The following is a 22,261-nucleotide window of genomic DNA, read 5'->3' as shown; positions in this document are numbered from 1 at the left end:
AAATAAAAAAATGGCGCTTCTTGCTGGGCTCGAACCAGCGACAACACGATTAACAGTCGTGTGCTCTACCAACTGAGCTAAAGAAGCACTTTTTTAAGATTGGCAACTACTTATCCTCCCAGGGGGCTGCCCCCCAAGTACTTTCAGCGTTTATGAGCTTAACTTCCAGGTTCGAAATGTTACTGGGTGTACCCTCATAGCTATCGTTGCCAATCAATATTCAAATGTCTTTGGAACACTTGAAACTATATAGTAGTTGAGATTTATTAGGTTAAAACTTCGACATATTAGTATTGGTCAGCTAAAAGTATCGCTACTCTTACACCCCCAACCTATCAACCTCCTAGTCTCGAAGGTGTCTTAAAGAATACTTATCTTGAAGTCAGTTTCCCGCTTAGATGCTTTCAGCGGTTATCTGTTCCAAACGTGACTACCCAGCTGTGCCACTGGCGTGACAACTGGTACATCAGAGGTTTGTCCATCCCGGTCCTCTCGTACTAAGGACAGATCTTCTCAATATTCTAACGCCTACAGTGGATAGGGACCGAACTGTCTCACGACGTTCTGAACCCAGCTCACGTACCGCTTTAATGGGCGAACAGCCCAACCCTTGGGACCTTCTCCAGCCCCAGGATGCGATGAGCCGACATCGAGGTGCCAAACTCTACCGTCGATATGGACTCTCGGGTAGAATCAGCCTGTTATCCCCAGGGTAGCTTTTATCCGTTGAGCGACGACCCTTCCATTCGGAATCGCCGGATCACTATGTCCTGCTTTCGCACCTGCTCGACCCGTCAGTCTCGCAGTTAAGCTCCCTTCTGCCATTGCACTCTCCGGTTGATTTCCATCCAACCTGAGGGAACCTTTGAACGCCTCCGTTACTCTTTCGGAGGCGACCGCCCCAGTCAAACTGCCCACCTAGCACTGTCTCCGAGGGTACAAACCTCAGATTAGAATTTCGATGTAGTATGGTTGGTATTCCACCGTTGACTCCGCGTAATCTAGCGACCACGCATCATAGTCTCCCAACTATCCTATACATACGACACCAAAACCCAATACCAAGCTACAGTAAAGCTCCATGGGGTCTTTCCGTCCTACTGCAGGTAATCGGTATCTTCACCGATAATACAATTTCACCAGGCCTCCCGTCAAGACAGCTCTCAGATCGTTACACCATTCGTGCAGGTCGGAACTTACCCGACAAGGAATTTCGCTACCTTAGGACCGTTATAGTTACGGCCGCCGTTCACCGGGGCTTCAATTCGGAGCTCTCACTCCTCCTCTTAACCTTCCGGCACTGGGCAGGTGTCAGCCCATATACATCGCCTTACAGCTTAGCATAGACCTGTGTTTTTGTTAAACAGTCGCCTGAGACTCTTCACTGCGGCCTCTCACAGCTTTGCGACGCGTGTTCGCTGACCATGAAAGGCACCCCTTCTCCCGAAGTTACGGGGCAATTTTGCAGAGTTCCTTAACGAGAGTTAGCCTGTCCGCCTTAGATTTCTCATCCTGACCACCTGTGTCGGTTTGGGGTACGGGCACTAATATCTTTAAACGCTTAGAAGCTTTTCTCGGCAGTGTGGTATTTGCACCTTCATCTTACGACTCCGTATCACGCCTCAGATCTAGTCTCGCGGATTTTCCTACGAGACCACCCTACACGCTTACACTGGCACTTCCGTTCGCCAGCGTGCATAACCTCCTGCGTCCCTCCATCACTCAATATCAGTGGCACAGAAATATTAATCTGTTTTCCATTCGCCTACGCATTATAGCCTCGGCTTAGGACCCGGCTTACCCAGGGAAGACAAACTTTACCCTGGAACCCTTGGTCTTCCGGCGTGGGAGATTCTCGCTCCCATTCTCGCTACTTATTCCTGCATTCTCACTTCTGATACCTCCAGAGTCGCTTACGCTTCTCCTTCAACGGCCTACAGAACGCTCTCCTACCAATTGCTTACGCAATTCCACAGCTTCGGTTTATAACTTAGCCCCGTTACATTGTCGGCGCAGAGACTCTCGACCAGTGAGCTATTACGCACTCTTTAAAGGTATGGCTGCTTCTAAGCCAACCTCCTGGTTGTTTGTGAATCTCCACCTCCTTTCCCACTTAGTTATAATTAGGGACCTTAGCTGGTGGTCTGGGTTGTTTCCCTTTTGACCATGGAAGTTAATTCCCATAGTCTCACTCCTGAGCTCTTAAATTATGGTATTCGGAGTTTGATTGATTTCGGTAAGCAATATGCCCCCTAGATCATTCAGTGCTCTACCCCCATAATTGAACACTCAAGGCTGCACCTAAATGCATTTCGGAGAGAACGAGCTATCTCCTGGTTCGATTGGCTTTTCACCCCTAAACCTACCTCATCTCCCAACTTTTCAACGGCGGTGAGTTCGGGCCTCCACTGTGTCTTACCACAGCTTCACCCTGGACAGGCTTAGATCACCAGGTTTCGCGTCTACGCCCAGCGACTATGTCGCCCTATTCAGACTCGGTTTCCCTTCGGCTCCGTTAAACTTAACCTTGCCACTGAACGTAACTCGCAGGATCATTCTCCAAAAGGCACGCCATCACCCCGAAGGGCTCTGACCGCTTGTAAGCACATGATTTCAGGTTCTATTTCACTCCCCTCCCGGGGTTCTTTTCACCTTTCCCTCACGGTACTATGCGCTATCGGTTAGTAAGAGTATTTAGCCTTACGAGATATGGTCCTCGCTGATTCACACAGAATTCCTCGTGTTCCGTGCTACTTGGGATTAGTTACGCATTTGAAACAGGTTACCTGTACGGGGCTATCACCCTCTACGGCGAACTTTTCCAAGTTCTTCCAGTTCGGTGTTTCAAAATGCTGAAAGCTTTACAGACTTTCTAGAGACTATCCCGCTACCCCATATACACAACGGCTGTAACCTTGACATGTATATGGTTTAGGCTCACCCCCGTTCGCTCGCCGCTACTTAGGGGATCGTTTTTACTTTCTTTTCCTCGCGTTACTTAGATGTTTCAGTTCACGCGGTTCCCTCTTTCGTGCTAAGACTCCATCTTAGCAGATTTCTCCATTCGGAAATCCTAGAATCAATGTTCGATTGCAACTCCTCTAGGCTTATCGCAGCTTACCACGTCCTTCATCGGCTCTTACTACCAAGGCATCCTTCATGTGCCCTTAATATCTTAACCTATTTTTATTTGACAGACTAACTACTCAAAGATTATTTGAATTGTTAGTTATTTGTTAATTATTCTCTCAATATCTACTATATAGTTTCCAATGTCCAAAGTTGATGATAGAACATCATCAATCGAATAGAGAAAGATTGTAGTCTCCTTAGAAAGGAGGTGATCCATCCGCACGTTCCCGTACGGATACCTTGTTACGACTTCACCCCAATCGCTAATCACACCTTAGGAACATCCCTCCCTTACGGGTTAGGCCTGCCACTTCAGGTGCAACCAACTCTCGTGGTGTGACGGGCGGTGTGTACAAGACCCGAGAACGTATTCACCGCAACATAGCTGATTTGCGATTACTAGCGATTCCAACTTCATGTACTCGAGTTGCAGAGTACAATCCGAACTAAGAACAGCTTTAAGAGATTAGCTCACCCTCGCGGGTTGGCAACTCTCTGTACTGCCCATTGTAGCACGTGTGTAGCCCAGCGTATAAGGGGCATGATGACTTGACGTCATCCCCACCTTCCTCCTGCTCGTCGCAGGCAGTATCGCATGAGTGCTCAACTTAATGATAGCAACATACAAAAGGGGTTGCGCTCGTTGCGGGACTTAACCCAACATCTCACGACACGAGCTGACGACAGCCATGCACCACCTGTCACCAAGTTCCGGCAAGCCGGCACATCTCCATCTCTGGAAACTTCTTGGGATGTCAAACGCTGGTAAGGTTCCTCGCGTTGCGTCGAATTAAACCACATGCTCCACCGCTTGTGCGGGTCCCCGTCAATTCCTTTGAGTTTCATACTTGCGTACGTACTCCCCAGGCGGATCACTTATCGCGTTAGCTTGGGCGCTGAGGTTCGACCCCCAACACCTAGTGATCATCGTTTACGGCGTGGACTACCAGGGTATCTAATCCTGTTTGCTCCCCACGCTTTCGCGCTTCAGCGTCAGTATCTGTCCAGTGAGCTGACTTCTCTATCGGCATTCCTACAAATATCTACGAATTTCACCTCTACACTTGTAGTTCCGCCCACCTCTCCAGTACTCTAGACTAGCAGTTTCCAACGCAATACGGAGTTGAGCCCCGCATTTTAACATCAGACTTACTAATCCGCCTAGACGCGCTTTACGCCCAATAAATCCGGATAACGCTTGCGACATACGTATTACCGCGGCTGCTGGCACGTATTTAGCCGTCGCTTCTTCTGTTGGTACCGTCATTTTTTTCTTCCCAACTGAAAGCACTTTACGATCCTAAAACCTTCATCGTGCACACAGAATTGCTGGATCAGGCTTGTGGCCCATTGTCCAATATTCCCCACTGCTGCCTCCCGTAGGAGTAAGGGCCGTGTCTCAGTCCCCTTGTGGCCGTTCACCCTCTCAGGCCGGCTATCCATCGTCGCCTTGGTGGGCCATTACCCCACCAACTAGCTAATGGAACGCAAAGTTCTCTTCTAGCGCATATAGCTTTCATAAGAATCCCATGCGAGAAACTCATAATATCCGGTATTAGCTGTCGTTTCCAACAGTTGTCCCAGACTAAAAGGCAAATTCTTTACGCGTTACTCACCCGTCCGCCACTTTCCATTCCGAAGAACTTCAAGTCGACTTGCATGTGTTAAGCATTCTGTCAGCGTTCATCCTGAGCCAGGATCAAACTCTTCATTCAAATATATTTTTAAAGTCTTACGACTTAATGTACACCATTTAATGGTTGTTATTGCATAACTTTTGACTATCTTTCTCTATTCGGTTGCTAATGTCCTATTTGTTTTTTGTTTTGTTTTTCGTCTGCGGTGTTTCCCGCTGACAAAAATAATAGTACCATAATTTAAAAACTTCGTCAACACTTTTTTTAAAATATTTTTATTTTTTTTAAAAATCATATTTCAAAAAATCATTTTTAGATATTATCGCTAATAATTGTTCTCCATACTCCTCATGTTCACAGTACTCTTTCAAAGCTTCAATAGCCAATTCTATACTTTCATTTTGAATCAAAACTTCTCTAAATCCTTCGTAAGATTTATGTCTTGAAAGATTTATAACATAGTCATCTACAGACTCTCTTAAGCTATTGTATTTTTTATAATAAACTTTGTCAGACTCTAAAGCCTTTATTCTAGAATCATTACTATTAAAAGATTTTACTCCAAATAGATTACTGGCTTCTTTTGTAACTCTAGATTTCCCCCAACCACTTTCTAATGATGCTTGAGCCAAAACTATTGACGTTGGTGGTATTATCATTCTATTTAATAATTTTTTATAATTCCCTTTTGGAACTCTGTACTTTTCAAACCGTCTATTAACAAATTCTATCTCTCCCAATGTAAGATTAGTTTTTTTCGAAATCTCTCTGACTCTTTCTTTCTCAGATAAAATTTCTTGTTTAACATCTTCTATTATAGGCAACATTATTTTTATAAACTCTTTTTTATTTAAAATCAAAGTACTGGCTTCCTCTCCTCCATAAGAGTATATGAAAGAAAAGTTTTTCTGAAAGCACAACAAAAATAAAATTAAAATCATTATTTTTTTCATAAGCTCTCCCAATTAATAAAAAATAAATTTAAAAAGTATTTTCTAATTATAACTTTGAATTCACAACATGTCAAATTCAAAAATAAAAAAAAGAGTTGAATTTCTCAACTCTTTTTCTGCTAATTCTACTTAAATATTATATAAATTTTTCATTCTTATTATTCTTTGTGCAGTTCTATCTCTTCCTATTATAGAAACTAGGTTGTATAAATCTGCTCCTTTTGGTAGACCAGTTAATACAGCTCTAAGAGGCATATAAACTTTTCCAGGACCCTCTCCAACTTCTTCTAATGTTTCTTTTAATAAAGCCTTTGCTTCATCTATTGAAATTTCTTCAGAAGACTTTTGGATTTTTTCAAGGAATAAGTTTATAGATTTTTTACCTGTTTCATCTTGAATACAGTTATATAATCTTTCAATTCCTTGTCTTTCTTTTTTATCCATATCTTCAGTTAATTCAGGAAGTTCAAATTCATCTTTAAAGTAAACTTCTGATTCGTTAGCTATTTCTTTTAAAGTTTGAGCTCCTTCTCTTAAAATTTCAACTATTTTAGAAAGAGTTTCAAATTCTTTATCTGTTACTTCTAACCCAACAAATCCTTTTGCTCTAAAGAAAGGTATTGCTAGTTCAGTTAATTCAGCTAAGTCTTTCATTCTCATATGGTGATTATTTACCCATCCTAACTTAACAAGGTCAAATACTGGTCCTCCAAGTGCAACTCTATCTATATCAAAGTTATCCTTAAATTCTTGTAAAGAGAAAATCTCTTTGTTATCTCCAAACGAGTATCCCATAAGACCTAAGAAGTTAACTAATCCTTCTTTTAAGAATCCTTCTTCTCTATACCAGTTTAATGAAACCGGATTTTTTCTCTTTGATATTTTAGTTCTATCTGAGTTTCTAAGAAGAGGCATATGTATAAATTCAGGCTCTGGCCATCCAAACGCTTTATAAAGTTGAATATGTTTTGGAGTAGATGCTATCCACTCTTCTGCTCTTATTACATGAGTTATTTTCATTAAGTAGTCATCCACTACGTTAGCTAGATGATAAGTTGGGAACCCGTCCCCTTTAATTAAAACTTGATCGTCTATCTTATTGTTTTCAAATACGATATCCCCTCTTAGTCTATCTTTTATGATTGTTTCACCTTCATAAGGCATTTTTAATCTTATAACATATTCTTCACCAGCAGCTAATTTAGCTTCTACTTCTTCTTTGCTAAGAGATCTACAGTGCCCGTCATAACCAGGTGCTTTTCCCATAGCTTTTTGTCTATCTCTTAATTTCTCAAGTCTATCCTGAGTACAGAAACAGTAGTATGCTCCACCTTTTTCTACTAATTGTTTTGCATAATCTCCGTAGATACTAAATCTTTCTGATTGTCTATAAGGTCCAAAAGGTCCACCTACATCAGGTCCCTCTTCCCAAGCTAAATCTAGCCATCTTAAAGCATCAAATATCATCTGCTCTGATCCATCAGCATATCTATTTTGATCTGTATCCTCTATTCTTAAAACAAATTCTCCTTTGTGAGCATGTGCAAAGGCAATGTTAAACATAGCTATATAAGCTGTTCCTACGTGAGGATCTCCAGTAGGAGATGGTGCTACTCTAGTTCTTACTTTTCTTTCCATAGTTTATCCGTCCTTTTACAGAATATTATTGTTTTAGTAAAAATTTTACCACATATTTTTGTTTTTTTAAAGTGCTATTTAGTTTTTACCCATCTTAAGTATCCATTTATAAACATATCAATATCTCCATCCATAACTGCTCTGATATTACCAGATTCTACAGATGTTCTGTGATCTTTAACAAGAGTATAAGGTTGGAAAACATAAGATCTTATTTGATTTCCCCAACCTATTTCACTTTGTTCACCTTGAATTTTTTTCAGTTCATCTTCTTTTTTCTTCATCTCTAACTCTAATAACTTAGCTTTTAGTAACTTCATAGCTGTCTCTCTATTACTAAGTTGTGATCTTTCTCTTTGACACGTTACGACAACTCCTGTAGGAAGATGAGTTATTCTAACAGCTGAGTCTGTCATATTTACGTGTTGACCTCCAGCTCCACTGGCTCTATATGTATCAACTCTTAAATCTCCAGTATCTATATTTACCTCAACTGTATCATCAACTTCCGGCATTACATCCACTGAAGCAAAAGATGTATGTCTTTTCTTATTTGCATCAAATGGAGAAATCCTAACAAGTCTATGAACACCTTTTTCAGCTTTTAAATACCCATATGCTCTAGCCCCTTGAACTAGAAGTGTTATTGATTTTATTCCAACTGAATCTCCCGCCATATAATCTAGTTCTGTAACTTTGTACCCTTTATTATTAAACCATCTCATATACATTCTATATAACATATCGGCCCAATCACAAGATTCTGTACCACCAGCACCAGAGTGAATTGTTACTATGGCATTATTTCCATCATGCTCTCCATCTAACAGCATTTTAGTATCAAAGCTATCTATGTCATTTTCTAATTTTTTATGTTTCTCTTCTAATTCAGCCTCAAAATCAGTTTCACCAGCATCTACAAACTCAACTAAAACTTCCACATCAAAATATGATTCTTCTAATTTTTTGAACTCATTTACAATCTCTTTTTCTTCATTTATATCTTTTATAATTTTGTTACTAGTTAGTTTATCATTCCAAAATCCTTCTGCCATTGTTTTAGACTCTAACTCTTGGATTTTCTTTTCTCTGTTAGCAAGGTCAAAGAGACCCCCTTATTTCATCTATTTTTTCCTTACAAATTTGAAATTCTCTCTTTAGCTCTAAAATGTCCAATTTTTCCTCCTAAAATATATTAAATATTTTCTAATCTTTTTTTTATGTCCTTAAATTCTTTATAGTTATAAACTCTGCCATTTAAAGAATAATTTGGTCCAGTTAAACACTTTCCAAGACAACCATCTGTTGAAACTATGAATTTTCCATCCTTTGAAACTCCACTTTTATCTAGTTGCAAATATTCTGAAAGTTCTTTATATAATTCAACACCTTTTTTTTTGCACACTTTTCCAATACAAATTTTTAAGTAGTTTTTATTTTTATCCTTAAATTTAGGATAAAATTTTAATGTCCCGTCTAAAGTTGTGGGTAACACTCCTATTTTTTCTGATATATATCCCTTTATTTCATTAGGTATTTCTCCAAGTTCATCCAATACAAAAGATAATATTTTGAAATCATTTTTTTTATCAGAAAGAGAATCTATGTAATCATCTAATCTTTTATAAAACTCTTTATTTACTTCCATTTTTCTCCTTTCTAAATATCAAAGCTACAGCTGTTGCATATTCTTTGCAATGAGATATAGATATATCAATCTTATAATTTTCATTATATTTTTCAAGAGCCCCCGTCAAATTTACATAAGGTTTGCCTAATTCATCATTTAATATCTCTATATCCAGCAGGCTAAACTCTCTAACTCCTGTTCCTAAAGCTTTTGAAATAGCTTCTTTTGCTGAAAATCTTCCTGCATAACTTGCAAAAGGATTCCCCTTTTTTTCAACTATTTCTATTTCTTTGGAAGTATAAACCTTCATTTTAAATCTCTCATTTTTAAGAGCTTTTTCAATTCTATATATCTCTACTATATCATTTCCAAGACCATAAATTTCCATCTTTAGGCCTCTATCTTATATAGTTTTTTTGCGTTTTCTGTTGTAACTTTAACTACTTCTTCATATTCAATACCCTTTATTTCAGCTATTTTTCTAGCTACATATTCTACGTATAATGGTTCATTTCTTTTCCCTCTATTTGGTTCTGGAGTTAAATACGGAGAGTCTGTTTCTATAACCATTCTTTCTAAAGGAATATTCTTAACAACTTCCACAGTTTTTTTAGAATTTTTAAAAGTTAAAACTCCACCAATTCCCAAATAAAATCTATCTATCAAAAGTTTTGCTGTATCATAAGATCCTGGATAACAATGAAGAACTCCAGTAATTTCAGGATATTCTTTTAATATGTTAACTGTATCTTCCATAGCATCTCTAGTATGAATAACTACTGGTTTATCAACTCTTTTAGCCAGCTCTATTTGCTTTCTAAAACACTCTATTTGAAATTCTTTCGGAGTTGTCATCCAGTGATAATCTAATCCAATTTCTCCAATAGCTACAACTTTTTTATCTTGAGCTAATTCCTCTATTTTTCCCTCTAATTCTTCATTGTAATCCGTTATATCTATCGGATGAATTCCAACTGTTGCATATATAAATGAATATTTATTAGCTAGTTCTACACTTCTTTCAGAACTTTTTAAATCATATCCAATATTTACAATAAATTCTAAGTTTTTCTCTATTTCATCTATAATAATCTCTCTATCTAAATCAAATTTTTCATTATCTAAATGGCAATGAGTATCTACTAATTTCATTTATATCACCTCAATATCATTATAACAAAAAATGTAGTTAAAGAATATATTCTTTAACTACATTTTTTTGAAACTATCCTAATATATCTTTTAAATCTTCTCTTGTAAATTCATATTTTTTACCACAGAAATGACAAACAGCTTCAACTACAGGCTTTTCTTCAAGCATTTCTGTAAGTTGCTCTTTTCCTAAAGTAATTATCCCTTTATAAAATTTTTCTCTACTGCAATTACAGTTATATTTTATTTTTTTCTCTTCAAGAATTTGATATTCCTCTACTACAGATTCACCAGTCTCATCATTCATATCCTCGTATAGAAGTTTTAAGATTCTTTCTAGTGACATTTCACCTTTAAACAGTTCAGTCATATTTCTTATAGCTTTTATTTTCTCTTCTAAAGCTGTTATAAACCAATCTTCAGCGCCTGGTAAAAGTTGAATCATGTATCCACCAGCTGATTTAACTTTATTTTCACTTTCTAATTCTATTCCTAAAGCTATTACAGTAGGCGTTTGCTCAGAAGTATAATAATAGTAAGCAATATCGTAAGCTATTTCTCCTGATTCTATAGTTGATATCCCAACATATGGATCTTTTAATCCCATATCTTTTATAACATTTAGTGTTCCTTTTCCTATTATTCCAGCTACATTAGGTTGTCCTGATTCTGTTGGTGGTAAATCCGCATCTGGATTTGAAAGATATCCTTTCACACCATCTTTATCTAAAGTTACAATCATACTTCCTAATATTCCATCTGTACTTGTTCTAAGAGTTAAAACATCATCACCCTTTAAACTAGATCCCATTAATTCTGCAGCTGTAAGTAATCTTCCAAAAGCAGCTGTAGCTGTTGGACTTGTTTTATGTATATCTAAAGCCTTTTGCACTATTTTCTTTGTATCAACTAGTACAAATCTAGCATTATTACTTACACCTCTTATTAATCTATCCATTTTTTATACCTCCTAATTAATCTATCTTCTCATATTTTATAATATCTTTATACTTATCATACTTGGTATCTGACAAAATTTTCTTTAACTCTAAGTTATTACTTATTTTACTATTTTTTGCTCTGTAGTCCTCTATATTTTTTATTTCTTTTTTAGTAAAACCAAAATATTTTAAAATTTTATCATCAGCATTATTTATATAGAGTTCCTTTCTTTTAAACTCTGATGGCTTTGAAAAATTCTTTGCCAATTTTTCTTGAGTTTTATCTCCTATCCCACTTATTCTAACCATCTCTTTCAGATTTGAAAACCCTCCAGTTATTTCTCTATATTCTATTATTTTATTAACATAATTTAAAGAAATCCCCTTGGCTAACATCTCTTCCTTACTACTAGTATTTATATCTAAATATTTAGTCTGTGGATTTTTAGTATTAGGACTTAAAATAACTCTAAATTCATCTTCTTTCTCTGCTGCATACACATTTATAAAACTCAACATCAAAATTATAACAAATATTTTTTTCATAGATTTCTCCTATTTTACATCATCAAATAGCTTCATCTTTGTGTCATTTCTTTCTACCATTTCTCTAATATAAAGAGCTGGATCTTTTGGATTTACTAGTCTTGTTATTTGATCTAATACTTCAGTTTCATAAACTACAGTTTTACTTATAGCTCCTCCACCCAGTCCCATAGTAGACTGATTTTCCTCTATCATTTCTATATTGAATCTAGATTCAAATCCAGGTTTTGAGTATCCTACATTCTCTCCCCAATCCAAACTATTCTTTTGTCTGTACATATAATACGGATGCATTCCTTTGTTCTCAACTAATTTTTTAATTCTATTTTCTATAGTTATTCTATCAACATCTGACTCTTCAAAACTCTCTCTATATAAATTGGACCCTTTTTTCAGAGCAAGCGAATGAATTGTTAAATTTTCAATATCGTATTTTTCTAGTTCATTAAGAGTTGATAAAATATCAGAAACTCCTTCACCCGGAAGTCCCAGTATTATATCCATGTTTAATATAAATCCTATTTCTTTAATTTCTGAATAAACCTTATCAAAATTCTCTCTGTTAAATTTTCTATTCAAGTTACCCAGAGTAACCTCATTAAAAGTTTGTGGATTTAAACTTACTCTATCGACACCATATCTTTTTAAAATTTCAAGTTTTTTAGTTGTTATACTATCTTCTCTTCCAGCTTCAAAAGTAAATTCTTTCAAATTAGAGGTATCTATATATTTATGAATAGTCTCCAAAACTCTTACTGTATCCTCTTCTGTTAGAGTACTAGGGGTTCCACCACCTATATATAGAGATTCATATTTAAACTCTCTTTTGCTAGAATAATCCCCTATAATTTCTATCTCTTTTAATAATGTTTCTACGAATCCAGGATAATACTTACCTAAAGCACTATTTATTTCGTAAGATGCAAATGAACAGTATTTACATTTTGAAGGACAAAATGGTATTCCTATATACAAGTTCATAGCTTCTTTATTTAAAAGTTTTTCTTCAGTTTCTAAAACCTCTAAAATCAGCTCTATCTTTTCTTTTGTCACTAAATATAATTCAGTTAAAATCTCTTTAACCTCATCTTTTAAAAATCCCATTAAAAATAATTTTCTAGTCATTTTTGATGGTCTCACACCAATTAATCCACCCCAAGGGTATTTTTTATTATATGCTTTTAAAAGTGCTGTTTTTGTCATTATTACTTTTTGGTCCTCTATGACATTTTCGTAATTTTTTATTTCTTGAATTCCAATTTTGCCATCTATTTGAACCTCTATTTTTATTTTCCCATCGTTTTCACTAGAAACAATCTCTATATCTTTATCAACTGCTTCAGGTAATAGAATCCTTATAAATTCTATTATACTTTTTTCTCTTAATGGGAAATTTGATTTCAATACCAACTTTTCCTCCTTAACGCATCCTCTTTAGACACTGCTCTTTTGTTATCATTCCGTATTTTGAACCACTTTCCATTACAGAATATATTTGATTAAAATTTCCCGTTCCAATTAAATTTTTAACGGCATTATTTACTACAAGAATTTCATACAGTAGAACTCTTTCATTTGAGCTATTCAATATTAATTCCTGTGAAATTATCCCTCTTAGATTAGAAGATAACCTTTTACATAATCCTGTAACTTTTTCTTGTGGAAACTCACTAACTATTCTTTCAATAGTTTCGACAGCTCCATTTGTATGAAGTGTTGATATCACTAAATGACCTGTCTCTGAAGCTTTTATAGCCATCTCCATACTCTCTTTATCCCGTAACTCTCCGACAACAATTATATCTGGATCTTGTCTTAAAATATTCTTTAAAGCACTATTAAATGACTCAACATCAGTTCCAACTTCTTTTTGTTTTATTATTCCAAGTTTATTTTTATAAACATACTCAATAGGGTCTTCCACTGTAATTATATTTAAAGCTCTTTCAGAATTAATCCTATCAACCAAAGCTGAAAGTGTTGTAGACTTACCGCTTCCAGTGCTTCCCGTTATTAAAATTAATCCGTTTTTAAATTCAGAAAAACTAACTATTTCTTTTGGTAATCCCAAAGATAATAGATCTGGAATAATCTCAGGTAAGACTCTTACAACCAGCGATATATTCCCTTTAGCTACTCTATGTAGATTCCCTCTATATCTTCCTAGACCTTCTAGTCCAAATGAAAAATCTAATTCTTTTTTCTGCTCAAAACTATAATTTTGTTTTAAATCAAAAAATGGAAAAATTATCTTCTCTACATCACATGATTTGACAATTTCAAACTGATCTATCCTTTTTAGAACTCCATCTATTCTAAACAGAACCATCTCACCATGCAATAAATGTATATCGGAAGCTTTTAATCTGGATGCCTCTTTAAATACATCTTTCAAAGATAATTTCTCCATATCTCCTCCTAAAATTGTTATCTCATAAGAAGTAGAACTAAAATTCCTAATATTACTCTATAAATTCCAAACACTTTAAAAGTTTTCGTTTTTATATATCCCATAAACCATTTAATTACCACATAAGCAACTACAAAAGAAACTATTGTTCCAAGCCCTAAAAGTTGCCATTCTTGAGTATTAAAAGTAAGACCATTTTTTAAAATTTTCAGTAATGTTGCCCCAGCCATAGTTGGAATTGCAAGAAAAAACGAGTATTCTGCTGCAACTCCTCTAGAAAGTCCTAATAATAAAGCCCCAATTATTGTTGCTCCTGATCTAGAAGTTCCTGGTATCATCGCTAAACATTGAAAAAATCCAATTGTAAAAGCTAATTTATAACTTAGTTGTTTTAGTGATGTCACTGTCGCTTTATTTTCTATTTTCTTATCTATAAATATGAATATTAGACCGTATATAATAAGCATCGCTGCAATTATTTTAGTATTATCCATAAAATATGCCTCTATATAGTCGTCCGCTAAAAGCCCTATTACTCCAGCAGGTAAAACTCCAACTATTATTTTGCTCCAAAGTTCCATCTTATCAGAAAATTCTTTTTTAGTTTTTACAAATGGAGTTAAATCTTTCCAAAAATAAAGTACTACTGAAAGTATAGCTCCAAATTGGATTATTACTAAAAAACTATCCATAAATTTTTTTGTTACATATGGAGAGTTTATAAATTTTTCTACAAGTATCATATGTCCTGTACTACTTACTGGAACAAACTCTGTTAATCCTTCAACCACTGCTAAAATAATAACTAATAAAAAGGGATTCATTCTTTCCCCCTATAAGTAAGGATCTTCTTTAGTAAGGTAGCTAACATAATCTTTAACTCCCTCCTCTAAAGAATAAAACTTTTTATTATAACCAGCTTTTTTAAGTTTATCCATACTAGCTTCTGTGAAATACTGGTACTTTCCTCTTAAATCCTCAGGCATTGGAACAAACTCTATTACATCTTCTGTTTTTATATTCTGATTATTGGCAGCATATCTAATTGTCTCTAATGACAAATCATGGAAACTTCTTGCTGTACCTGTACCCAAATTATAAACTCCAGACTGAACTTTTTCAAACATGAAAAATGCAAGTACATCCACTACGTCTTTTATATATACGAAGTCTCTTAACTGCTCGCCATCTTTATATCCGTCTTTATGTGATTTAAATAGTTTAACTCCTCCATCTTTCAGATACTGATTAAATGTATGGAATACCATCGAAGCCATTCTTCCTTTATGATACTCTTGAGGTCCATAAACATTGAAGAATTTTACTCCTACCCATTGTTTAGGATGATTTTTTTGTTTGAATGCCCAATCATCAAAATATTTTTTTGAATACCCATATTTATTTAATGGTAATAATTTTTTTAACTCTTCTGGTGATACTTCATCGTTATACCCTTGCTCTCCAGCACCATAAGTAGCTGCAGATGAAGCATATACATAATTTATATTTCTTTCTGTACAGAAATTCCAAAGTTTTTTGCTATACTCATAGTTATTCTTCATAAGAAGATCTCCATCTTTCTCAGTAGTTGCAGAAATTGCCCCCATATGTAAAACTCCAGTTACTTTTTCAGCATTTTCTGGAATAGCTAACCAATCAAACAGCTCATCTCTATCGCACCAATCAGCATAATCTCTTTTTCTAAGATTTAACCATTTATCTTCTGTTCTTAATTTATCCACTGCTAATATATCGTTTATTCCCATCTCATTTAATTTCCAAATAAAAGCACTTGCTATGAATCCAGCTGCTCCAGTTACTATAATCATTATTTCCTCCTACTTTTTTCTATTTTTTAATTCTTGGAATTCTTCTATAGTTATACCTGAATCTCCAATGTCGACACCCTCTCTATTTCCACCATGAAAATCAGATCCACCTGTTATCGCCAAATCATAATCCAAAGCTATTTTTCTGTATTTTATCACATCTTCCGGTGTAAAACTACTATATTCAGCCTCTATTCCATCTAATCCTACTTTTTTCAAATCTTTTATAATACCTTCAACTATTCTATCATTTGAACTTATTAATTTAGGATGAGCCAGCACTACTACTGCTCCATTATCTTTTAAGATTCTTATGGCATCCTCTGGTCTAGAACTTGCTTTTTTTACATATGCAACCCCGTGTTGCCCTAAATATTGGCTAAAAGCCTCTCTTCTTGTGTAAACAATTCCTTTTTTTACTAGCAAATTCGCTATATGAGCTTTACTTATTATACTTCCAGTTGCTTCCTTTTTCAATTCGGTCATATTTATTTTAATATTATATTTTGCTAATTTCTCTATAATTTTCAGATTTCTCTCTGTTCTTAAATCATCTAATATTTTTAGTTCTTTTAAAAAATTTTCATCTTTATAGTTTACAAAATATCCTAAAATATGAATTTCATAATCTCCCATATAACATGATAGCTCTATCCCAGGAATGAGTTCTACCCCTATTTTCTTAGCATAAGATTCAGCTTGCTCCAAACCATCAATAGTATCATGGTCAGTTATTGCAATTCCTTTAACTAAATTTTGTTTAGCTTTATCCAGCAATTCAATAGATGTAAATGTCCCATCCGACGCTACTGTATGTGTATGCAAATCATAACTTTTACTCAAATTAACACCACCTTTAAAAAAGGCGTCTTAATAAAAAGACGCCTTTTGTTTTAATTAATTTTGTTAGTCGTCCCACTTCTCAAGCTTTGAGAAATATTCAGGATAAGCAATATAAAGCCCTTTTGCATTTAGATTATTTTTTTCAAGTTTTGTTTTATCACCTTTTTTATAGATTTCAACAATTTCTAAAGTTCTACCAGAGATTTCTCTATTATACCAACTTTTCGAATTGAAAAACTCATCTCTTTTTATAAAGTTATTAAGTAACTTTCTAAGTTTTTTTACATCTTTTTCACTTAAATCTTTTTGCTTTGAAAATTCCACTATTTGAGCCCACTCTTTTTCAGTAGCAACCTCTTTTGCAATGTGGTTTGAAGGGTTAGCCATTCTTAAGTTAGACTCTTTTACCATTTTTTCCACAAGACCTTTTGGATCTTTTATATTTTCATCATTCAGATAAAATTCTCTATCTAATTTACCAACAATTTTAACTAATAAATCATTAAACTTCTCTTGATCCTCTGGAGTTATATCTTTCGTTTTTAGAGAAGTTAAGAAATCAACATCTTTTTCATCAACTTTTCCTGATTTTCTAAGGAAAAATAAAACTTCTTCAGCACCGTACCAGTCTTCAATTAAAGACTCTTGCTTTACAACTGTTGGAATAGTTTTATCCCAATTTTTAGCTGATTCTTGATTTATATTGTACTTAGTTATTATATCCTCTTTTGATTTAAATGAACTACACCCAATAAGAGCAGCTAAACAAATTAAAATAGCTAGTTTTTTCATCTTCCCCTCCTAAACTCTTCCACAACATTTGCTGTATTTTTTTCCACTTCCACAATTACAAACCTGTTCAAAATCTCCATCTTGAGAATCCTCAACTTGATTTTCGTTATAAGCAATATTTTCAACTGCTTCTCCTTCTAATTCAAGCTCGTCTTCTGGATTTTTTACAACTACTTTAAACATATAAGATGTTGTTTCTTCTTTTATAGTTGATAACATTCTAGAATACATATCTCCAGATATTAATTTATATTCAACAACTGGATCTTTTTGTCCGTATGATCTAAGATAAATTCCCTCTCTTAAAGCATCTAGAGCTTTTAAGTGTTCTCTCCATCTAGCATCTACTACTTCAAATAGAACATACTTTTCTATCTTTCTCATCAGTTCGCTACCTAATTCAAGTTCTTTTTCTTTGTATTTTTCTAAAACTCTATTGAAAAGTACTTCAGCATACTCCTCTACAGACATAGATTTATATTCGTCTAGGTCCTTAATCTCATAGTCATATTTTTCTAAAACTACTTCTGCAACACCTTGAATATCCCACTCTTCTTTATACTCTCCAAGGAATCTCTCTACAACTATTCCATCAATACTATCTCTTAACATATTTATGATTGTTTCTTGTAAATCATCTTTAGTAAGAGCTTCATTTCTACTTGCATAAATAGCTTCCCTTTGTTTATTCATAACATCGTCAAACTCAAGAAGATTTTTTCTAATTCCAAAGTTTCTAGATTCAACTTTTTTCTGAGCATTTTCTATAGCTTTAGATATCATTCCATGAGTTATAGGTTCTCCTTCTGGTAATCCTAGCTTTTCCATAACAGTTTTAACTCTGTCAGAACCAAATAGTCTCATTAAATCATCTTCAAGAGATAAGTAAAACTCTGATGCTCCTGGATCTCCCTGTCTACCAGATCTTCCTCTAAGCTGATTATCTATTCTTCTAGATTCATGTCTTTCAGTTCCAAGTATGAATAATCCTCCAGCTTCTATAACATGTTGTTTTTCAGCTTCACATTCTAACTTCATTTTTTTATGAACTTCTTCGTAGTTCTCAGCTTCTCTTGATCCAGCTTCTGCAATAGCTCTTGCCTCCGGATTTCCTCCAAGCATTATATCAGTTCCTCTACCTGCCATGTTTGTTGCAATAGTTACTGCTGCGTATCTTCCTGCTTGAGCAACTATTTCAGCTTCCTTCTCATGCTGTTTTGCATTTAATACACTATGAGGAATTTTTCTAGCTTTTAATAAATCTGAAAGTTCTTCAGAACTTTTTATAGATATAGTTCCTACAAGAACTGGTTGACCTTTTTTATGTAAGTTTTCTATTCTATTTATTATTGCATCTATTTTTTCTTTTTCAGTTTTATAAACTAAATCTGGGAAGTCAGTTCTTTGAACCGGTCTATTTGTTGGTATAACTACAACTCCAAGACCATATGTGTGAACAAATTCTGCAGCTTCTGTCTCGGCAGTTCCCGTCATTCCAGAAAGCTTTTCATACATTCTAAAATAGTTTTGTAGAGTTATAGATGCTAGAGTTTGATTCTCTCCTGCAACATTTACCCCCTCTTTAGCTTCTATAGCTTGATGAAGTCCATCTGAGTATCTTCTTCCATCCATCGCTCTTCCAGTAAACTCATCTATTATTACTACTTCACCTTCTCTGATTAGGTAGTCTCTATCTCTTACAAATAATTCTTTAGCTTTAAGAGCTTGATTCAAGTAATGAGTTAATTCTACATTTTCTGGAGAATATAAGTTATCAAGTTTTAGTACATCTTCAACTTTTTTAACTCCCTTATCTGTAAGAACTATATTTCTTGATTTTTCATCAACCTCATAATCTCCCCACTTTTCATCAGGGATATTCATTTCTTTTTTCTTTTTAGCATCTTTTATTACTTCTGTTTCAAAACTTCTATCCATCATAAAAGCAACTTGGCAGAAAATTTGATACCATTTTGTAGATTCAGACGCAGCTCCTGAAATAATTAATGGAGTTCTAGCTTCATCTATTAATATAGAGTCAACCTCATCCACTATACAGAAGTTAAGTTTCTTCTGAACTTTTTCCTCTATGTTATTAACCATATTATCTCTTAAATAGTCAAATCCAAACTCTGAATTTGTTCCATAAGTTATATCTGAGTCATAAGCTTTCTTTCTATTTTCAGTAGTCATACCATTTATTATAACTCCTGATGTAAGTCCTAAGAAGTCATATACTCTAGACATTTGATTACGGTCTCTTTGAGCTAGGTAATCGTTTACTGTTATAACGTGAACTCCTTTTCCTGTAAGGGCATTTAAATAAACAGGAGCTGTTGCAACTAGAGTTTTTCCTTCTCCAGTTTTCATCTCTGTTATTTTCCCTTCATGAAGAACTACTCCTCCAACAAGTTGAACATCATAATGTCTCATTCCTAAAACTCTTTTCGATGCTTCTCTTACAACTGCAAAAGCTTCAACTAGAATATCATCTACCTGTTTTCCTTCTGCTAATTGCATTTTAAACTCATTTGTTTTCCCCTGAAGTTGCTCGTCTGTTAATGACTCCATATTTAATTCTAAAGCATTGATTTCATCAACAATTTTTCTGATTCTTTTTATCTCTCTATCATTCTTCGTTCCAAATATTTTCTTTAGTATTTCCCCTACCATTTAAACATCCTTTCGAATACGTATTTTTTGTTATTTTCTCAAAATCTATGGTACCACAATTAAGCTTGATAGTCAATTCTACTTGCCTTTTATCATACTTAGAAACTCTTTTTCTGTAACTATTTTTATAGTTCCAATTTCTTGTGCTTTTTTTAGTTTACTTCCAGCATCCTCCCCCACGATTAAGTAGTCCAATTTTTTACTTACACCAGATAAATTTGTCCCTCCATTTTTCTCTATGACCTCTTTTATTTCATCTCTTGTAAAAGATTCTAATTTCCCAGTAAATAAGAAAGTTTTTCCAGCAAAAGGAAGGCTCTCAATAGTTTCATTTACTTCAGCTTCTTTTAATGAGAATTTTACTCCGTTATGTTTTAATTTTTCTATTCTTTCTATATTATCTGGATTTTTAAAATACTGATATACAGAATTTGCGACCTTTTCTCCAATCCCATCTACTTCCAATAGTTCTTCTACACTCATTTTTGATAATACATCTATATTTTTACTTATTTTAGATAAAATTCCAGCCAAAAATTTTCCAACATGAGGCATTCCAAGTGAATAAAGCACTTTAGGATATTCTCTTTCTTTACTTTTTTCTATAGATTCTAAAATTTTCTCAATACTCTTTTGTCCTAATTTATCTATTTTTTCTAAATCTTCTCTATGATTTTTTAAATTATATATATCTGCTACATCCTTTATAAATCCCAGCTCTAAAAATTTCTCTACTATTTTGCTTCCGAAACCACTGATGTTCATTCCATCTCTTGATACAAAATATTCAATTGTCCCTTGGATAATTGCAGGGCATTCTTTATTAGGACATTTCAAATCTACCAGTCCATTTTCCTTTTCTAAATGCGTACCACATATTGGACATACCGTTGGAATAGTTATTTCCTTTTCCTCTCCAGTTCTTACTTCTTTAACTGATTTAACAACCTGAGGAATAATCTCTGCTGCCTTTTCTATAAATACTCTATCTCCGACTCTGATATCTTTTCTTAGAATCTCTTCATAGTTATGAAGACTAGCTCTTTTTACTCTACTTCCAGATAATTCCACTTCTTCTAGTTCAGCAACTGGTGTCACTTTCCCCGTTCTTCCAACTTGCCAAGTTATATCCAATAACTTTGTTGTAACTTGTTTAGCGGGAAACTTATATGCTATTGCCCATCTTGGACTTTTCGTAGTATATCCAACTTCGTTCCATAAACTTAGCTCATTTAATTTTAAAACTAACCCATCTGTCTCGTAATCTAATTTTTCTCTTTCTACTTCCCAGTACTTTATTCTCTCTTCTATTTTTTTCTCTTCATTTAATATTTCAGATATTCCCGTTGTCTTTAGTTCAAGACTTTCTATAAACTCTAAACTCTGTTTATGTGTTTTTAAATCGTACTTTTCAGCATCTACTAAGAAATAAAAATATGCGTCCAATTCTCTTTCTCTTACGATTTCTGAATCTATTTGTCTTAGAGTTCCACTCGCTGCATTCCTAGGGTTTGCAAATATTTCTTCCCCTTTTTCTGCTCTTTCTTTATTCAATTTTTCAAATTTACTAAGTGGAAAAACAATCTCTCCTCTAACTTCTAAACTTATATTCTCTTTTAAGTATTTAGGAATAGATGCAATAGCTAGTATGTTTTCAGTTACATCTTCCCCAACTTCTCCGTCTCCTCTTGTAATACCCCTTACAAGTTTTCCATCTTCATAGATTATACTAATTGATAATCCATCCAATTTAACCTCTAAAACATAATCTAGTTCCTTTTCTTTATCTACACTCTTTTGAACTCTATCCATAAAAGCTTTTATATCTGAGATATTATAGCTATTTGAAAGACTTAACATCGGCTTACTGTGACGAACTTTTTTAAACTTAGTGTCCTTTAAACTTGAGCCCACTTTTTCAACTGGAGCTAGCTCTTCTAACTCCTTTAAAAGCTTGTCAAACTCAACGTCCGAGATTAAACTTTCATTTTTTACATAGTAGTAATAATTATATCTCTCTATCTGTTTTCTTAGTTCATTTATTCTTTCTTGAATATTTTTCATTTTCAACTCCTAAAAATTTAA

General features: G+C 34.4%; 16 protein-coding genes, 1 tRNA gene and 3 rRNA genes. All 20 read right to left on the bottom strand.

The features are described from left to right. Window positions 1-11: 11 nt before the first annotated feature. The 20 genes from H3N56_RS08240 to ligA all read right to left on the bottom strand — a co-directional run bounded on the left by H3N56_RS08240 (window position 12) and on the right by ligA (window position 22,240). Window positions 12-87 (bottom strand) — tRNA-Asn (locus H3N56_RS08240). A 10-nt stretch (window positions 88-97) separates the two neighbouring features. Next, window positions 98-214 (bottom strand): 5S ribosomal RNA (rrf, locus tag H3N56_RS08235). Between the two features lie 53 nt (window positions 215-267). After that, window positions 268-3,181 (bottom strand): 23S ribosomal RNA (locus tag H3N56_RS08230). 152 nt (window positions 3,182-3,333) lie between these two features. After that, window positions 3,334-4,847, bottom strand: a 16S ribosomal RNA gene (locus tag H3N56_RS08225). The 16S, 23S and 5S rRNA genes sit together here with 1 tRNA gene alongside, the layout of an rRNA operon. A 206-nt stretch (window positions 4,848-5,053) precedes the next feature. Further along, a complete protein-coding gene (locus tag H3N56_RS08220) occupies window positions 5,054-5,722 on the bottom strand; it encodes a glucosaminidase domain-containing protein (RefSeq protein ID WP_185880714.1) in 669 nt (222 codons plus the stop codon). A 129-nt stretch (window positions 5,723-5,851) separates the two neighbouring features. After that, on the bottom strand, window positions 5,852-7,360 hold the full coding sequence (gene gltX, locus H3N56_RS08215) for a glutamate--tRNA ligase (protein ID WP_185880713.1): 1,509 nt from the start codon (window positions 7,358-7,360) through the stop codon (window positions 5,852-5,854). Window positions 7,361-7,434: 74 nt separating this feature from the next. Beyond that, window positions 7,435-8,536, bottom strand: a protein-coding gene (prfB, locus tag H3N56_RS08210; protein WP_185880712.1) for a peptide chain release factor 2 whose coding sequence is annotated in 2 segments (ribosomal slippage) — window positions 7,435-8,463 and window positions 8,465-8,536 — 1,101 coding nt in all. Because the reading frame shifts where the segments join, the coding sequence is not laid out codon by codon here. A 19-nt stretch (window positions 8,537-8,555) separates the two neighbouring features. Then, the gene (locus H3N56_RS08205; protein WP_185880711.1) at window positions 8,556-9,008 is read right to left on the bottom strand and encodes an NAD(P)H-dependent oxidoreductase subunit E; all 453 of its coding nucleotides are present in this window, start codon (window positions 9,006-9,008) and stop codon (window positions 8,556-8,558) included. Continuing rightward, entirely contained in the window at window positions 8,995-9,378 is a 384-nt protein-coding gene (acpS, locus tag H3N56_RS08200; protein ID WP_185880710.1) for a holo-ACP synthase, read from the bottom strand. The genes H3N56_RS08205 and acpS overlap by 14 nt, the downstream gene beginning before the upstream one ends. A 2-nt stretch (window positions 9,379-9,380) precedes the next feature. After that, window positions 9,381-10,142: a TatD family hydrolase gene (locus H3N56_RS08195; protein ID WP_185880709.1), complete on the bottom strand. Its 762-nt coding sequence runs from the start codon at window positions 10,140-10,142 to the stop codon at window positions 9,381-9,383. Between the two features lie 73 nt (window positions 10,143-10,215). After that, window positions 10,216-11,100, bottom strand: coding sequence for an Hsp33 family molecular chaperone HslO (gene hslO / locus H3N56_RS08190; protein ID WP_185880708.1), 885 nt, complete (start codon window positions 11,098-11,100; stop codon window positions 10,216-10,218). A gap of 16 nt (window positions 11,101-11,116) precedes the next feature. After that, complete coding sequence (locus tag H3N56_RS08185) at window positions 11,117-11,629, bottom strand: helix-hairpin-helix domain-containing protein (RefSeq protein ID WP_185880707.1); 513 nt, start codon at window positions 11,627-11,629, stop codon at window positions 11,117-11,119. Between the two features lie 9 nt (window positions 11,630-11,638). Next, entirely contained in the window at window positions 11,639-13,039 is a 1,401-nt protein-coding gene (locus H3N56_RS08180; RefSeq protein WP_185880706.1) for a coproporphyrinogen III oxidase, read from the bottom strand. A 10-nt stretch (window positions 13,040-13,049) separates the two neighbouring features. Next, window positions 13,050-14,039: a type IV pilus twitching motility protein PilT gene (locus tag H3N56_RS08175; protein ID WP_185880705.1), complete on the bottom strand. Its 990-nt coding sequence runs from the start codon at window positions 14,037-14,039 to the stop codon at window positions 13,050-13,052. A 17-nt stretch (window positions 14,040-14,056) separates the two neighbouring features. Continuing rightward, window positions 14,057-14,863, bottom strand: a complete 807-nt coding sequence (locus H3N56_RS08170; protein ID WP_185880704.1) for an undecaprenyl-diphosphate phosphatase — start codon at window positions 14,861-14,863, stop codon at window positions 14,057-14,059. A gap of 9 nt (window positions 14,864-14,872) precedes the next feature. Then, a complete protein-coding gene (gene rfaD / locus H3N56_RS08165) occupies window positions 14,873-15,868 on the bottom strand; it encodes an ADP-glyceromanno-heptose 6-epimerase (protein WP_185880703.1) in 996 nt (331 codons plus the stop codon). Window positions 15,869-15,877: 9 nt separating this feature from the next. Then, window positions 15,878-16,711 (bottom strand): PHP domain-containing protein, encoded by an 834-nt coding sequence (locus H3N56_RS08160; RefSeq protein WP_185880702.1) that lies wholly within the window; start codon window positions 16,709-16,711, stop codon window positions 15,878-15,880. Between the two features lie 63 nt (window positions 16,712-16,774). Next, window positions 16,775-17,503, bottom strand: a complete 729-nt coding sequence (locus H3N56_RS08155) for a hypothetical protein (protein WP_185880701.1) — start codon at window positions 17,501-17,503, stop codon at window positions 16,775-16,777. A 9-nt stretch (window positions 17,504-17,512) separates the two neighbouring features. After that, window positions 17,513-20,176, bottom strand: a complete 2,664-nt coding sequence (gene secA, locus H3N56_RS08150) for a preprotein translocase subunit SecA (protein WP_185880700.1) — start codon at window positions 20,174-20,176, stop codon at window positions 17,513-17,515. 78 nt (window positions 20,177-20,254) lie between these two features. Beyond that, the gene (ligA, locus tag H3N56_RS08145; RefSeq protein WP_185880699.1) at window positions 20,255-22,240 is read right to left on the bottom strand and encodes an NAD-dependent DNA ligase LigA; all 1,986 of its coding nucleotides are present in this window, start codon (window positions 22,238-22,240) and stop codon (window positions 20,255-20,257) included. Window positions 22,241-22,261: the final 21 nt, after the last annotated feature.

Origin of the sequence: Cetobacterium sp. 2A, assembly GCF_014250685.1 — a bacterium.
Classification (GTDB): Bacteria; Fusobacteriota; Fusobacteriia; order Fusobacteriales; family Fusobacteriaceae; genus Cetobacterium.
Note: the sequence above shows the minus strand (reverse complement) of the source record. Positions and strands in the feature narration are given on the sequence as shown.